The sequence below is a fragment of the Thiobacillus denitrificans ATCC 25259 genome (assembly GCF_000012745.1).
In the GTDB taxonomy this organism is placed as follows: Bacteria; Pseudomonadota; Gammaproteobacteria; order Burkholderiales; family Thiobacillaceae; genus Thiobacillus; species Thiobacillus denitrificans_B.
In genome coordinates this window covers 2,447,144-2,460,027 of sequence record NC_007404.1, presented here as the reverse complement: position 1 = coordinate 2,460,027, position 12,884 = coordinate 2,447,144, and the positions used below count along the sequence as shown (strand labels likewise).

General features: G+C 65.7%; 17 protein-coding genes. 5 read left to right on the top strand and 12 right to left on the bottom strand.

Going from position 1 to position 12,884, the window contains the following annotated elements; translation table 11 throughout:
* Positions 1-52 precede the first annotated feature (52 nt).
* Genes dnaG through rpsU form a run of 3 tightly spaced genes read right to left on the bottom strand, consistent with a single transcriptional unit; the run spans position 53 to position 2,498 of the window.
* Complete coding sequence (gene dnaG / locus TBD_RS11980; protein WP_011312899.1) at positions 53-1,750, bottom strand: DNA primase; 1,698 nt, start codon at positions 1,748-1,750, stop codon at positions 53-55.
* 49 nt (positions 1,751-1,799) lie between these two features.
* Complete coding sequence (locus tag TBD_RS11975; RefSeq protein WP_011312898.1) at positions 1,800-2,246, bottom strand: GatB/YqeY domain-containing protein; 447 nt, start codon at positions 2,244-2,246, stop codon at positions 1,800-1,802.
* Between the two features lie 39 nt (positions 2,247-2,285).
* Positions 2,286-2,498, bottom strand: coding sequence for a 30S ribosomal protein S21 (rpsU, locus tag TBD_RS11970; protein ID WP_011312897.1), 213 nt, complete (start codon positions 2,496-2,498; stop codon positions 2,286-2,288).
* Between the two features lie 94 nt (positions 2,499-2,592).
* Between rpsU and tsaD the strand changes: the two genes are divergently transcribed.
* Complete coding sequence (gene tsaD, locus TBD_RS11965; RefSeq protein ID WP_011312896.1) at positions 2,593-3,618, top strand: tRNA (adenosine(37)-N6)-threonylcarbamoyltransferase complex transferase subunit TsaD; 1,026 nt, start codon at positions 2,593-2,595, stop codon at positions 3,616-3,618.
* A 21-nt stretch (positions 3,619-3,639) separates the two neighbouring features.
* On the opposite strand, the gene TBD_RS11960 is transcribed toward tsaD, so the two are convergent.
* Both TBD_RS11960 and plsY read right to left on the bottom strand, forming a co-directional pair.
* Positions 3,640-4,440 carry a hypothetical protein gene (locus tag TBD_RS11960; RefSeq protein WP_011312895.1) on the bottom strand — a complete coding sequence of 267 codons (801 nt, stop codon included), beginning with the start codon at positions 4,438-4,440 and terminating at the stop codon, positions 3,640-3,642.
* Positions 4,441-4,452: 12 nt separating this feature from the next.
* Positions 4,453-5,055 (bottom strand): glycerol-3-phosphate 1-O-acyltransferase PlsY, encoded by a 603-nt coding sequence (gene plsY / locus TBD_RS11955; RefSeq protein WP_011312894.1) that lies wholly within the window; start codon positions 5,053-5,055, stop codon positions 4,453-4,455.
* 60 nt (positions 5,056-5,115) lie between these two features.
* Here plsY and TBD_RS11950 point away from each other — a divergent pair, with 60 nt between their 5' ends.
* Genes TBD_RS11950 through TBD_RS11940 form a run of 3 tightly spaced genes read left to right on the top strand, consistent with a single transcriptional unit; the run spans position 5,116 to position 7,177 of the window.
* Positions 5,116-5,478 carry a dihydroneopterin aldolase gene (locus TBD_RS11950; RefSeq protein WP_011312893.1) on the top strand — a complete coding sequence of 121 codons (363 nt, stop codon included), beginning with the start codon at positions 5,116-5,118 and terminating at the stop codon, positions 5,476-5,478.
* Positions 5,475-6,212, top strand: coding sequence for a sulfite exporter TauE/SafE family protein (locus TBD_RS11945; protein WP_148203055.1), 738 nt, complete (start codon positions 5,475-5,477; stop codon positions 6,210-6,212). The genes TBD_RS11950 and TBD_RS11945 overlap by 4 nt, the downstream gene beginning before the upstream one ends.
* A complete protein-coding gene (locus TBD_RS11940) occupies positions 6,209-7,177 on the top strand; it encodes a succinylglutamate desuccinylase/aspartoacylase family protein (RefSeq protein WP_011312891.1) in 969 nt (322 codons plus the stop codon). The genes TBD_RS11945 and TBD_RS11940 overlap by 4 nt, the downstream gene beginning before the upstream one ends.
* 2 nt (positions 7,178-7,179) lie before the next feature.
* Here the strand turns inward: TBD_RS11940 and xerD are convergent, their stop codons facing one another.
* The 7 genes from xerD to ffh form a co-directional block, all read right to left on the bottom strand.
* Positions 7,180-8,070, bottom strand: a complete 891-nt coding sequence (xerD, locus tag TBD_RS11935; RefSeq protein WP_011312890.1) for a site-specific tyrosine recombinase XerD — start codon at positions 8,068-8,070, stop codon at positions 7,180-7,182.
* Complete coding sequence (locus TBD_RS11930) at positions 8,051-8,521, bottom strand: methylated-DNA--[protein]-cysteine S-methyltransferase (RefSeq protein ID WP_011312889.1); 471 nt, start codon at positions 8,519-8,521, stop codon at positions 8,051-8,053. The genes xerD and TBD_RS11930 overlap by 20 nt, the downstream gene beginning before the upstream one ends.
* 106 nt (positions 8,522-8,627) lie before the next feature.
* Entirely contained in the window at positions 8,628-9,008 is a 381-nt protein-coding gene (gene rplS, locus TBD_RS11925; protein ID WP_011312888.1) for a 50S ribosomal protein L19, read from the bottom strand.
* A gap of 137 nt (positions 9,009-9,145) precedes the next feature.
* Positions 9,146-9,856 (bottom strand): tRNA (guanosine(37)-N1)-methyltransferase TrmD, encoded by a 711-nt coding sequence (gene trmD / locus TBD_RS11920; RefSeq protein ID WP_011312887.1) that lies wholly within the window; start codon positions 9,854-9,856, stop codon positions 9,146-9,148.
* Complete coding sequence (gene rimM / locus TBD_RS11915) at positions 9,856-10,425, bottom strand: ribosome maturation factor RimM (RefSeq protein WP_011312886.1); 570 nt, start codon at positions 10,423-10,425, stop codon at positions 9,856-9,858. Before rimM ends, trmD begins: the two co-directional genes overlap by 1 nt.
* Entirely contained in the window at positions 10,364-10,612 is a 249-nt protein-coding gene (rpsP, locus tag TBD_RS11910) for a 30S ribosomal protein S16 (RefSeq protein WP_041432748.1), read from the bottom strand. The genes rimM and rpsP overlap by 62 nt, the downstream gene beginning before the upstream one ends.
* A 71-nt stretch (positions 10,613-10,683) precedes the next feature.
* Positions 10,684-12,027, bottom strand: coding sequence for a signal recognition particle protein (ffh, locus tag TBD_RS11905; protein WP_011312885.1), 1,344 nt, complete (start codon positions 12,025-12,027; stop codon positions 10,684-10,686).
* Positions 12,028-12,091: 64 nt separating this feature from the next.
* On the opposite strand from ffh, the gene TBD_RS11900 reads away from it, so the two are divergent.
* Positions 12,092-12,880: a cytochrome C assembly family protein gene (locus TBD_RS11900; RefSeq protein WP_011312884.1), complete on the top strand. Its 789-nt coding sequence runs from the start codon at positions 12,092-12,094 to the stop codon at positions 12,878-12,880.
* Positions 12,881-12,884 lie beyond the last annotated feature (4 nt).

Genomic DNA, 12,884 nt, shown 5'->3' with positions numbered 1-12,884 from the left:
AAACCGCTCATTATACCGTAAAACGGGGCAATGTCCCGGCGCGCCCAGCAAGCTACGAGCGTGCCAAGTCACCCAGTTCGCGGCGCTCTTCGACCGACAGGCTGGCGAGCGGACGGGCCGCCAATTCCTGCACCCGGCGGCGGCGCCAGTCGTCGCGTAGTTGTTGGACGGCACCTTCGAACTCCGCGTTCCAGTCCCAGGTGTCATCTTTGTCGAGTAAATCGACCATCAGTTCATTGACGAAGTCTTCCATGCCGCTGCCCTTCGCGGCTTCCGCCAATGTGTGCAGCCTGAGCGGCCCCACTTCGCGCAGCCAGGCGATCAGTTCGCCTGCCGTCGCATGGAGCGGATCGCGCGCATCGAACCAAAGCGGCTCGACTTCGCTTGCCCGCTGCGGATTCATTAGCAGAATGCGTGCCAAACCCCGGAGGCGCGAAGGGGCGATGCGGCGTTGTTGGCGCGGCGGAAGCGGGCGGGACGCGACCGGTCGCAGGCCCATTGCGCTGAGATCGCCGACCTGAAGTTGCGTCAACTCCGCGATTTGACGCTGAATGAGGCGTGCGAGCAGCGGTGCGCCGATTTTTTCCAGCAGCGGCTTGGCGTCCTTCAACAGGGTCGCCTGGCCTTCCTGAGTGTCGAGTCGTCGGCCGCGCGCGAGTTCGCGCATCAGGAACGCCGACAAGGGCAAGGTTTCATTGTCGAGGAGTCGCAGAAAGGCGTCGCAGCCGTGGTCGCGGATGTAGCTGTCCGGATCCTCGCCTTCAGGCAGGAACAGGAAGCTGACTTCCTTGCCGTCCTGCAGCGCTTCGAGGCTGTTTTCCAGCGCCCGCCACGCGGCCTTGCGCCCGGCGGCGTCGCCATCGAAGGCGTAGACAAGCCGGTCGCTATGGCGCAGAAGCGTGCGCGCGTGGACGGGCGTCGTCGCCGTGCCGAGCGTCGCGACGGCGAATTCGACGCCGTGCTGCGCGAGCGCCACGACGTCCATATAGCCCTCGACGACGACGACCCGCGCCGCGCGCTTGATCGCGGCACGCGCTTCGAACAGCCCGTAGATTTCCGAGCCTTTGTGAAACAGCGGCGTTTCCGGGGAGTTCAGGTATTTCGGCTCGCCCTGCCCGAGCACCCGGCCGCCGAAGCCGACGATCTGACCCTTGACGTTGCGGATGGGAAACATGATGCGGTCGCGGAAGCGGTCGTAGCGTCGGCCTTCGTTGTCGACGACCAGTCCCGAGGCGGCGAGCGCCTCTGCGTCGTAGTCGGCGAAAACGCGTTTGAGCGGCGATCCGTCGGGAGCGTAACCGATACCGTAGCGCGCGGCGATGGCGCCGCTCAGGCCGCGCTGCTTGAGGTAGTCGATCGCATGCGGTGCCTGCTTGAGTTGCTGCTTGTAGAAGCGTGCCGCTTGTTCTAGCGCGTCCCACAGCGCTGGCGGTGGTTTCGGACGCTCGGGTTCGAGGCTCGATTCCGGCATCGGCAGGCCCGCGTCCTCGGCAAGCGCGGCGACGGAGTCGGGAAAGCTCATGTGCTCGTATTCCATTAGGAAGCCGAGCGCGGTGCCGTGGGCGCCGCAACCGAAGCAGTGGTAGAACTGCTTGCTGGGACTGACCGTGAAGGACGGCGTCTTTTCGCTGTGAAAGGGGCAGCAGGCCTGGTAGTTCTGGCCGGCTTTCTTGAGGGGAACCCGTCGGTCAATCACGTCGACAATGTCGACGCGGCTCAGCAGGGTATCGATGAAATCGCGCGGAATCATGTTTACCGCATGATAGACCCGGCCGGCTGGGGCTGGGCCGGGCGAAGGGTCAGCCTGCCAAGCGCGCCTTGATGAGCGCGGAAACCTGCGCCATGTCGGCCCGGCCGGCGAGACGCGGCTTCAGCAGCGTCATGACCTTGCCCATATCTTTGACGGAAGTTGCACCGGACTCGCTGATCGCGTGGGCGACCGCTGTTTCCACCTCGTCGGCCGACAATTGCTCGGGGAGATAGGTCAGCAGAACGGCGAGTTCGGCCTGTTCAGCGGCGACGAGATCGTCCCGCCCGGCAGCTGCGAACTGGCCGATCGAATCCTTGCGTTGCTTGATCAGTTTCTCGACGATGCCGGTGACGGCCGCATCGTCTAGCTCGGTACGGTCGTCGACCTCTTTCTGCTTGATGGCAGCCAGCAGCAGGCGGATCGTACCGAGGCGCGCCGTTTCCTTGGCGCGCATGGCGCTCTTCATGTCGTCGGTGATGCGGGTCCGCAGCGACATGATCGAGGTGTTAGGCGGGGAAATTCTGCGCGCGCAGAATCAATACATCTTGGGCGGCAGTTGCTGGCTGCGCAGGCGCTTGCTCTGGCGCTTGACCGCGGCGGCGAGCTTGCGCTTGCGTTCGGCGGTGGGCTTCTCGTAGAACTCGCGTGCGCGCAGTTCGGTGAGGAGGCCGACTTTTTCGATCGAACGCTTGAAGCGACGCAGTGCGACATCAAACGGCTCGTTTTCTTTGACTTTGACGTGGGGCATTGGAAGATGGGCTTTCTGGAAAGCTTCCTGTGAACTGGAAAAACAAGAATAATAACAAGCCCGCTGGGATTTTTCCAGCCCAGTCCGTCTCCCTATGTTAGTGCTCGGTATCGAATCTTCCTGCGACGAAACCGGTGTCGCGCTGTACGACAGCGCAGAGGGCCTCGTGGCGCACGCCTTACATTCGCAGATCGCGATGCACAACGCGTACGGCGGTGTCGTGCCCGAGCTCGCCTCGCGTGACCATATTCGACGGATTCTGCCGCTGACCCGCCAGGTGTTCGAGGAAAGCGGCCGCCTGCTTTCCGAACTCGGCGGCGTCGCCTTCACGCAGGGGCCAGGCCTGGCCGGTGCGCTCCTCGTCGGCGCTGGAATGGGCCGGGCGTTGGCGTTTGCCCTCCGCGTGCCGGCGATCGGCGTCCATCATCTCGAGGGGCATCTGTTGTCGCCGCTCATTTCCGATACGCCGCCGGCGTTCCCGTTCGTCGCCTTGCTGGTATCGGGTGGCCACACCCAACTGATGCTCGTTTCGGCGGTGGGGCAATACACGCTCCTTGGCGAGACGCTCGACGACGCCGCGGGCGAAGCCTTCGACAAGACGGCGCAATTGCTCGGGCTCGGATACCCGGGGGGACCGGCTTTGTCGCGCCTCGCGGCGGCGGGCGACGCAACGCGCTTCGCGCTGCCGCGGCCGATGCTCAATTCGGGGGACTTCGATTTCAGCTTCAGCGGCTTGAAGACCGCAGTGCTGACGCTCGTGCGCAAACAGGGCCTGGGACAGGCGGCCGACATCGCCGCTGCGTTCGAAGCCGCCGCGGTCGATGTGCTGGTCGGCAAAAGTCTTGCGGCGTGTCGGCACGCCGCGGCGAACCGTCTCGTCGTCGCCGGCGGCGTCGGCGCCAACGCGCGGCTGCGCGAGCGGCTTACCGCCGAGGGCGGCCGCGCCGGCGTCAGCGTGTTCTATCCGTCGCTCGAATTCTGCACCGACAACGGCGCAATGATCGCGTTCGCCGGGGCTCAGCGCCTGGCATCCGTGGCAGATCGTGTGGCGCGCGCGTCAGACCTCGACTTCGCGGTCAAGCCGCGCTGGGCACTGGCTTCGCTTGGCCCGGTCGAGTGACCGTGCGCCGCCAACCGGCAGTCACGGGCGCAACGCAGGGTAGGCGTTGCGCAAGGCCCGGAGCCATTTCTCGCTGCCGGTGAGTGCCGCGATCTGATCCGGAAACAACAGGAAGCCGACCAGCGCCGCCATCAGGCACACGAGTACGACCGTTCCGAAGACGCTTTCCGGGCGAAGCACGCCCCAGTATCGGCTGACCAGGAAGAGCGTGTCCTTCTTGTGTTCCGACATCGACAGCCAGCGGCGCAGCAACTTGACCGCGAGATAGGCCGTATAGCCGCCTGCAAGCGAGGCGAACACGATGCGGAAGAGGGCGAACACGTCGAGTCCGCCTCCCAGATACTGGTGATACAGCCAGGACACGAAGCCGAGCGACAGCGACGCGAGGATCGCAACCGCGACGTTGATGAAAAGGCGCCGCCGCTCGCGCGCGAGGTCGCGCTGGCGCTCGATGAAGAAGCTGTCGACCTCGTGCTTGAAATACTCGACCTTCTCCTGGACCAGCGCCGAGAACTCGGCTTTGGCATAGACGATGCGCTCGTCCATCAGCGCACCGAGACGGGCCCCCGCGTAGTCGACGAGTTCGCGCACGTCGTCCTTCGTGAACTGGCGTTGTTCGTGCAGTTCATCGGAGATCTTCTCAAGCTTGGTGTCGATTTCCTGGCTTGCCCGCCAGATCACGTCCTTGAGTTCGGTCCCGGCCTGCGAGACGCCGTCCTTGACGACGTCCGAGAGGCGCTTTCCGGCCTGGTCGATGGCCTCGCGCGAAACCTCCGCAAGGCTCTCTTTCGCGTGATCGATGGTTTTGTCGAACAGGGCCATGGCAGACAGTGATCAGGAGCGCTTGCCGATGCGCGCTTCCTGGCCGGTAACGAGTTTGAGGAGGTTCGCCTTGTGACGATAGACCAGCAGCAGGGCGATCACCAGCACGGTCGTCGCGCTGTCGTTCCAACCCAGCAAGAGGCCGGCGTAGACCGGCGCCAGCACGGCCGTGACGAGCGCCGAGAGCGACGAAATGCGAAACACCAGCGCCATCGCGACCCAAGTCGCCAGACACGCCAGGCCCAGCCAGGGATCGAGCGCGACGAGGATGCCGAGCGCGGTGGCGACGCCCTTGCCGCCCTGGAAGCCGAAGAACACCGGGAACAGGTGGCCGATGAACGCGGCGAGAGCGCAGAGCAGGACGATGTCGTCGTCGAGTCCGAACTGCGCGGCCAGCCCGCGCGCCGCGACGACCGCGACCCATCCCTTGAGGGCGTCGCCGAGAAGTGTGAGGATCGCCGCGGTCTTGCGTCCCGTACGCAGCACGTTGGTCGCGCCCGGGTTGCCGGAGCCGAAGCTGCGCGGATCAGGCAGTCCCATCGCGCGGCTGACGATCACCGCAAACGACAGCGAGCCGAGCAGGTACGCGGCGACAACGAGCAACAGGTGGATCATAAGTCAGTAAGATAGCGGGTTTGGCAAGCGCGCCGAGTGGCGCCCGTGAGGTTCGAGGCGATGGATATCTTATTTTTGCGGGACTTCCGTCTCGATCTGATTATCGGCATCTACGAATGGGAACGCAAAGTACCACAACCGGTGCGGCTTGACCTCGAAATCGGCCTGCCGCACAACAAGGCTGGCGGCACCGACGACGTCGCCGACACCATCGACTACGGGGCCGTGGCCACGCGCGTGAAGGCGTATCTGCACGACGCGCCGCAGCCGATCACGCTGGTCGAGTCGGTCGCCGAACACGTCGCGGCGATCGTGCGCAACGAATTCGGCGCACCCTGGGTGAAGGTTTCGGTGACCAAGTTCGCGATTGTCCCCGGCATCAAGGAACTCGGTATCACGATCGAACGCGGCGCGCGTCCTTGAGTTTCGAACACATGGCCGCCGCCGCGGCGATTCTGCTCGCGGCCTATTTCATCCGCGGCATCACCGGTTTCGGTTCGGGGTTGATCGCGGTGCCGCTGCTGGCCTTGTTCATGCCGTTGCAGTTCGTCGTCCCCCTCGTGCTCCTGCTCGATTTCACGGCCTCGCTCGTGCTCGGCGGGGTGCACTTCAAACGCGTGCGCTGGGACGAGATCGGTATCCTGATTCCGTTCAGCGTCGTCGGCGTCGCGTTCGGAACGGGTCTGCTGGTGAACCTGCCGCAGGCCCCTATGCTGATCGGGCTGGCATTGTTCGTCCTCGTTTTTGGGCTGCGCAGCCTGCTGAACCTGCACGGCGACAAGCCCGTGTCCCGGCTCTGGGCGATTCCGGCCTCGCTGACGGGCGGCACCGTCGGCGGTCTTTTTGGTACGGGCGGCCCGCCCTATGTGATTTACCTGGCCCATCGCATCCGCGACAAGGGCGAGTCGCGTGCCACGCTATCGGCGTTGTTCTTCATCGAGGGCTTGACGCGCATCGGCAGCTTCCTGATAGTGGGGCTGCTGTTGACCCCGGCGGTGTGGTCGGCCTATGCCGTCGCACTGCCGCTCGTGCTCGCCGCACTTTATCTCGGCGGACGCGCGCACGTGGGGCTTGCGCCGGCGCAGATGACGCGCCTGGTCGGCCTCCTGCTCCTGGTGTCGAGCATCTCGCTGCTCGTCAAGGCAGCCGCCGCATGAATGACGCGATGAACGATTCCGCAGCTTTGCACTTCCAGTCGATCGCCTTCACCGGCCTCGCGCCGGGGCCGCGGCTCATCGTGCTCGGCGCCGTGCACGGCAACGAGACCTGCGGCACGCAGGCGATCCGTCGCGCGGTCGGCGAAATCGAGTCGGGTCAGCTCGCCGCGGTCGCAGGCCGGGTCACCTTCGTTCCGGTGGCGAACCCGCTCGCCTACGCCCGCCGCCAGCGCATGGGCGATCGCAACCTCAACCGTAATCTGGCGCCGAGCGATTCGCCCACCGAATTCGAGGACCACGTGGCCAACTGGCTCTGCCCGCTGCTGCGGCAGCACGATGCGCTGCTCGACCTGCATTCCTTCCATACCGCCGGGGCACCCTTCGTGATGCTCGGCCCCGAAGACAACGCGGGCGAACTGGAACCCTTCACGCGCGCGGCCGAGGAGACGGCGCTTGCCCTCGCGCTGGGCGTGCACCGCTTCGTCGACGGCTGGCTCGACACCTATGCCGCCGGCGTCGCGCGGCGTCGGGCCGCGGGTGCCCCGGCGCGCGACGCGGACGTCCACTATGGCGTCGGCACGACCGAGTACATGCGTCGCCACGGCGGCATCGCGCTCACGCTTGAATGCGGTCAGCATGACGACCCGGCCGCCCCCGCGGTCGCTTACCGGGCGCTGCGCAACGCCCTCGCACACCTCGGCCTGACTGCCGAGGGCGCGCCGGAACCCGTCTCGGCACGGGAGGCGCTGCGCCTCTACGAGGTCGTCGACCGCAACCATCCGGACGACCGGTTTGTACGTTCCTGGGCGAGTTTCGACCGGCTCGCCGCCGGTGAGTTGATCGGCACGCGTCACGACGGAAAGCCGCTTCGCGCCGACCGAGAAGGCTATGTCGTTTTTCCCAATCCGGGCGCCTTGCCCGGACAGGAGTGGTTCTACCTCGCGGAGGCGAGCGGCCGCGTGTAACGCTAGCCGCGCGGATGGTGCGCGGCGTGCAGGCGCTTCATCCGCTCGCGCGCGACGTGGGTGTAGATCTGAGTGGTCGAGATGTCGCTGTGTCCGAGCAACATCTGCACGACGCGCAGGTCGGCACCGTGATTGAGAAGATGGGTAGCGAAGGCGTGGCGCAGCGTGTGCGGCGACAGCTGACGCGTGACGCCGGCTGCCGCTGCGCGCCGCTTGATCAGGTACCAGAAGGCTTGCCGGGTCATCGCGGCGCCGCGAGGGGTGACGAACACGGCGTCGGAGACCTGGCGGCGCAGGAGCTGCGAGCGCGCCTCGGCGAGATAGTGCCGAAGCCGGCGCACGGCCTCTTCACCGAGCGGCACCAGCCGGTCCTTGTTGCCCTTGCCCGTCACGCGCAATACACCGTCGTCGAGGTTGAGCGCGTTCAACTTCAAGCCGACGAGTTCGGACACCCTGAGCCCCGTAGCATATAGCGTCTCGAGCATCGCCCGGTCGCGCAGGCCCTGCGGCGTGTCGCTGTCCGCGCGCTCGAGCAGGCGTTCGACGTCGGTTTCGCTCAGGCTGGCGGGAAGCGCGCGCGGCAGTTTCGGGCGGTCGAGGTTCAGCGTCGGGTCGGCGGCGATTAGGTTTTCGCGGAGCAGGTAACGATAGAAACGCTTGAGCGCGGAGGTATAACGCGCTGCGCTGCGTGGCCCGACGTGGTGGGCGAAGCGCCACCCGAGATAGGCTTCGACATCTCCGGGCGCGACCGCGTCGAGCGAGCGCGCGCGCGTTTTGTCCAGCCACCCGGCAAAGCTTCTGAGGTCGCGCCGGTACGCAGCCAGGGTCAGTTCGGCGAGCCCGTCCTCCAGCCACAGGTGGTCGCAGAAACGATCAATCAGCGCGTCGTTCATGGGCCAGCAGCGAGAGCTTCACGTCCAGCGGCATTCCCGAGTCGGCGTGCATGAATCCGCCGACGCCGCGCGCGGCAACGACGCGATGGCAGGGAATCAGGATCGGCAGCGGGTTGGCGCCGCAGGCCTGGCCGACCGCGCGTGGCGCGGTTCCCAGGCGGGCGGCAAGGCTCCCGTAGGTCGTCGGCCGGCCCGCCGGGATGCGCATGAGGGCGTGCCAGACGCGCAGTTGAAACGGCGTTCCGAGGGGGACGTAGAAAAGATCGAAGACATGGCCGGGGTCCTGCCAATACGCCTCGAGCTGGACACTCAACTCTCGGGCGCGCGAGTCGATGCCGGACGAGACTTCGGCGTCCGCAGGCAAAAAATCCAGCCGCGTCAGGGCGTCCCCGGTGAAGCGGGCGCCGAGGCGACACATGGGCGCTGGCAGGACGGCGTCGTAGGCGGGCATTCCAGGATTCTAGCCCGCGCTTTGTCCGTGTGCAGAGGAAGGGTGGGGGCTCGGGTCAAAAAAAACGCCCGCGCGAGGCGGGCGTTCTTGCAGGGCGGCAGACGATTTATTCGGCGGCCACGCTTGCCTTGCGCGCAGGCAGCTTTTCCTTGATGCGCGCCGACTTGCCGGAGCGCTCGCGCAGATAGTAGAGCTTGGCGCGGCGGACGTCGCCGCGGCGCTTGACTTCGACGCTCGCGACCAGCGGCGAGTAGGTCTGGAAGGTGCGCTCGACGCCTTCGCCTGCCGAGATCTTGCGGACGGTGAAGGCGGAGTTGAGGCCACGGTTGCGCTTGGCGATGACGACGCCCTCGTAGGCCTGCAGACGCTCGCGGTTGCCCTCCTTCACTTTCACCTGGACGACGACGGTGTCGCCGGGGGCGAAGTCGGGAACGGTTTTGCCGAGGCGGGCGATTTCTTCCTGTTCGAGTTGCTCGATGATGTTCATGATGTTTCCTTCATCTGGCGGGAGAGGTGCGCGACCGGGTTTTTTTCCGCTCGCGGACTTGACGCCGTTTCACATTGGGCCGGGATTCGCGTTGAACCCAGCGCCGCTCATTCCGGAGAGCCCGGGGAGGCTATCCGTCAATTCCGTTCATCGTGCTGCGCCCGTTCCAGCAGGTCGGGCCGCAGGGCCCCCGTTAGCCGCAGGCTCTGTTCGTGCCGCCACTTGGCGATTGCCGCGTGGTTGCCGCTTTTCAGCACTTGCGGCACCGCCATGCCCTGCCAGACCTCGGGTCGCGTGTAATGCGGGCAGTCGAGGAGCCCAGCGCTAAACGAGTCCTGTGCCGCCGACTCCGCGTCGTTCAGGGCGCCCGGCAACTGGCGGACGATCGCGTCCATCAGCGCCAGCGCGGGCAATTCGCCGCCCGACAGCACGAAGTCGCCGAGCGAGACCTCCTCGTCCACGCGGCGCTGCAGCAGCCGCTCGTCGATGCCTTCGTATCGCCCGCAAAGCAGCACGAGTGCGGGCATGTCCTTCAGTTCCATCACCCGCTGCTGCGTCAGCGGGCGGCCGCGCGGCGAAAAATGCACCACCCACGGCGCCAGATTCTCGCTCGCCAGTTCCTGCTGCACGGCATTCAGCGCACGGTCCAGGGGCTCGGCCAGCATCAGCATGCCGGGGCCGCCACCGTAGGGCCGGTCGTCGACCGTACGATGCGGATCGTCGGTGAAGGCGCGGGGGTTCCACGACTTGAATCGGTAAAGCCCGCGATCCAGCGCGCGTCGCGTGATGCCGTAGTCCAGTACCGCATCGAACATCTCGGCGAAGAGCGTGACCGCGTCGAAGCGCATTAGTAGTCCTCGCCCCAGTCGACCTCGACGGTCCCGCCGGCCAGGTCGACCTTGCCGACGAAGGCCGCGACGAACGGAATGAGATGTTCGCGCCTGCCTTTGACGACCAGCAGATCGTGGGCGCCGCTTTCCATGAGGCTGTCGACCTTGCCGAGTTCGACGCCTTCGCGGTTCATCACGGTCAGGCCGATCAGGTCCGACCAATAAAACTCGTTCTCTTCCGGCGGCGGTAACGCGCTTTTCGCCACCGAGACTTCCTGACCTCGCAAAGCAAAGGCCGCGTCGCGGTCGTCGATGCCGACTAGTTTGGCGACCAGCGACTTGCCGTGATCCTGCACGGCCTCGACGGCGTATTGCGCCTGCTGCTCGCCTCGTCCGACGCGCCAGGACTCGAAATCCATCAGCGTCCCCGGGTCTTCGCTGAAGGGCTGGACCTTGACCCAGCCTTTGACGCCGAAGGGGGCGCTGACCCGCCCCATCACGACCCAGGCTTCGGACTCAGCCAAATCAGGCGGCGGGCTTGTTCTGCTTGACCAGACGCGCGACCGTGTCGGACAGCTGGGCGCCATTGCTTACCCAGTAGCCGATGCGTTCCGCATTCAGGCGTACGCCTTCGGCGCCCTCGGCGGCGACGGGGTTGTAGAAGCCGACGCGCTCAATGAAGCGGCCGTCACGGCGGCAGCGCGAATCGGCCACGACCACGTTGTAGAAGGGGCGGTTTTTGGCGCCGCCGCGCGAAAGACGAATAACGACCATGATTCAACCCACCGGGTAAACGGAGAAAACCGCGAATTATACCCGAATCGGATCGGTCCGCCAGTGCCGGCTCAGCGCATCCCGGGGAGCATGCCTTTCATGCCGCGCATCATCTTGCCGATGCCGCCCTTGCCCATCATTTTCATCATCTTCTGCGCCTGGCCGAACTGGTTCAGCAGTTTGTTGACCTCCTGCACCTGCACGCCGGCCCCGGCGGCGATGCGGCGCTTGCGGCTCGCCTTGATGATGTCGGGTTTGCGACGCTCGAGCGGCGTCATGCTGTTGATGATGCCTTCGATGCGATTCACGGCCTTGTCGTCGGCGCCGGCCGGGACCGCCATCTGGCCGGCGCCCGGAAGCTTGTCCATCAGCGCTGACAGCCCGCCCATCTTGCGCATCTGCTGGATCTGCGCCTTGAAGTCCTCGAGGTCGAAGTCCTTGCCTTTCTTGACCTTGTCGGCGATTTTCTTTGCCTCGGCCAGGTCGACCGAACTTTGCGCCTGCTCGATCAGCGACAGCACGTCCCCCATGCCGAGAATGCGTTGCGCCATCCTTTCGGGATGGAAGGGCTCGAGGCCGTTGGGTTTTTCGCCGACGCCGATGAACTTCAGCGGCTTGCCGGTGATCTGTCGGACCGAAAGCGCCGCGCCGCCGCGCGCGTCGCCGTCGAGCTTGGTCAGGACGACGCCGGTGAGCGGCAGCGCTTCGTTGAAGGCGCGCGCCACGTTGACGGCGTCCTGGCCCTGCATCGCATCGACCACGAACAGCGTTTCGACGGGCGTGATGGCGGCGTGCAGCGCCTTGATCTCGTTCATCATGGCCTCGTCGATCGCGAGACGGCCTGCGGTATCGACGATCAGCACGTCGTAGAACTGCTTGCGCGCGTGATCCTGCGCGGCGCGCGCGATTTTCAGCGGGTCGCGCTCGCTATCGGCGTCGAAGAAGCTGACGTCGAGCTGTTTCGCGAGCTGTCGCAGCTGGTCGATCGCGGCGGGCCGGTAGACGTCGGCCGAGGCGAGCAGTACTTTCTTCTTGCGGTTTTTCAGGAGCAGCGCGAGTTTGCCACTCGTGGTCGTCTTGCCCGAGCCCTGCAGGCCGGCCATCAGGATAACGGCGGGCGGCGTCGCCGCGAGATTCAGGTCGGCGTTCTCGCCGCCCATGAGCCGGGTGAGCTCTTCGTGGACGATGCCGATCAGGGCTTGTCCGGGCGACAGGCTGGTGAGTACCTCCTGGCCCAGCGCTCGCGCCTTCACCGCGTCGATGAAGCTCTTGACGACGGGCAGCGCGACGTCTGCCTCGAGCAGCGCGAGCCGCACCTGCCGCAAGGTATCCTGAATATTGGCTTCGGTGATGCGAGCCTGTCCGCGCAGGTTCTTGACGACGCCGGCGAGGCGTCCACTGAGGTTTTCGAACATGGCTTCCTTGTTGCCGCCTCGGGCGGCATGGATAATAGGCTGGAACGCCTTCCTATTTTAACGAATGTCTCCGTTTTCGCTGGCCGCCCTGTGCGTGAGCGCCGCGTATGGCTGGATGGCCTGGCGCATGCGCAGCGTCTCCCCGCAATCGTTCTGGCTACGCCTCGGTCTGCCTGCGACGCTGCTCGCGCACGGGGCCTTGCTGTACGTATCGGTACTCGGCGAGGGCGATATCCGCCTCGGCTTCGGCAACTCGGTGTCGACCGTGTTCTGGCTGGCGGCGCTCATGTACTGGGCCAGCAGCCACGGCGCGCCGCTCGCCCGGGTACAGTCCTGGGTCACCGGCCTTGCTTCCGCCGGAACGCTCTTCCTGGCCATTTTCACGGCCGCGCATGTCATCCCCAACTCGCAGATGCTGGCCCTGCGCGCCCATCTCGCGGTCTCGTTTCTCGCCTATGGCCTGCTCGCCGTGGCCGCGCTGCACGCCCTGCTGATGACAATCCTCGAAAAGCAGTTGCACCGCGGTGCCGTGGCGGTGGGTGCGGCGCCGCCCCTGCTTACCCTGGAGGCGATCCTTTTTCGCACCATCGGTGCGGGCTTCGTGCTGCTGACGCTCGTGGTGTCGAGCGGCATCCTGTTTTCCGAGGAGCTGTTCGGCCAACCGCTGCAACTCACGCACAAGGTCGTCTTCGGCATCCTCTCGTGGCTGGTTTTCGGCGGCCTGCTGCTCGGCCGGCATTTCCGTGGCTGGCGAGGGCGCACGGCCTTGTGGTGGACGATCACGGGCTTCACCCTCTTGCTCATGGCCTACGTCGGGACGCAATTCGTGCTCGAAGTCGTGCTCGGGCGTTGAGGCG

What these genes read in the sequence shown, in the direction of transcription:
- dnaG (WP_011312899.1), bottom strand. Translation starts at nt 1,750, where the DNA reads ATGATTCCGCGCGATTTCATCGATACCCTGCTGAGCCGCGTCGACATT.
- TBD_RS11975 (WP_011312898.1), bottom strand. Translation starts at nt 2,246, where the DNA reads ATGTCGCTGCGGACCCGCATCACCGACGACATGAAGAGCGCCATGCGC.
- rpsU (WP_011312897.1), bottom strand. Translation starts at nt 2,498, where the DNA reads ATGCCCCACGTCAAAGTCAAAGAAAACGAGCCGTTTGATGTCGCACTG.
- tsaD (WP_011312896.1), top strand. Translation starts at nt 2,593, where the DNA reads ATGTTAGTGCTCGGTATCGAATCTTCCTGCGACGAAACCGGTGTCGCG.
- TBD_RS11960 (WP_011312895.1), bottom strand. Translation starts at nt 4,440, where the DNA reads ATGGCCCTGTTCGACAAAACCATCGATCACGCGAAAGAGAGCCTTGCG.
- plsY (WP_011312894.1), bottom strand. Translation starts at nt 5,055, where the DNA reads ATGATCCACCTGTTGCTCGTTGTCGCCGCGTACCTGCTCGGCTCGCTG.
- TBD_RS11950 (WP_011312893.1), top strand. Translation starts at nt 5,116, where the DNA reads ATGGATATCTTATTTTTGCGGGACTTCCGTCTCGATCTGATTATCGGC.
- TBD_RS11940 (WP_011312891.1), top strand. Translation starts at nt 6,209, where the DNA reads ATGAATGACGCGATGAACGATTCCGCAGCTTTGCACTTCCAGTCGATC.
- xerD (WP_011312890.1), bottom strand. Translation starts at nt 8,070, where the DNA reads ATGAACGACGCGCTGATTGATCGTTTCTGCGACCACCTGTGGCTGGAG.
- TBD_RS11930 (WP_011312889.1), bottom strand. Translation starts at nt 8,521, where the DNA reads ATGCCCGCCTACGACGCCGTCCTGCCAGCGCCCATGTGTCGCCTCGGC.
- rplS (WP_011312888.1), bottom strand. Translation starts at nt 9,008, where the DNA reads ATGAACATCATCGAGCAACTCGAACAGGAAGAAATCGCCCGCCTCGGC.
- trmD (WP_011312887.1), bottom strand. Translation starts at nt 9,856, where the DNA reads ATGCGCTTCGACGCGGTCACGCTCTTCGCCGAGATGTTCGATGCGGTA.
- rimM (WP_011312886.1), bottom strand. Translation starts at nt 10,425, where the DNA reads ATGGCGCCCAGCTGTCCGACACGGTCGCGCGTCTGGTCAAGCAGAACA.
- rpsP (WP_041432748.1), bottom strand. Translation starts at nt 10,612, where the DNA reads ATGGTCGTTATTCGTCTTTCGCGCGGCGGCGCCAAAAACCGCCCCTTC.
- ffh (WP_011312885.1), bottom strand. Translation starts at nt 12,027, where the DNA reads ATGTTCGAAAACCTCAGTGGACGCCTCGCCGGCGTCGTCAAGAACCTG.
- TBD_RS11900 (WP_011312884.1), top strand. Translation starts at nt 12,092, where the DNA reads ATGTCTCCGTTTTCGCTGGCCGCCCTGTGCGTGAGCGCCGCGTATGGC.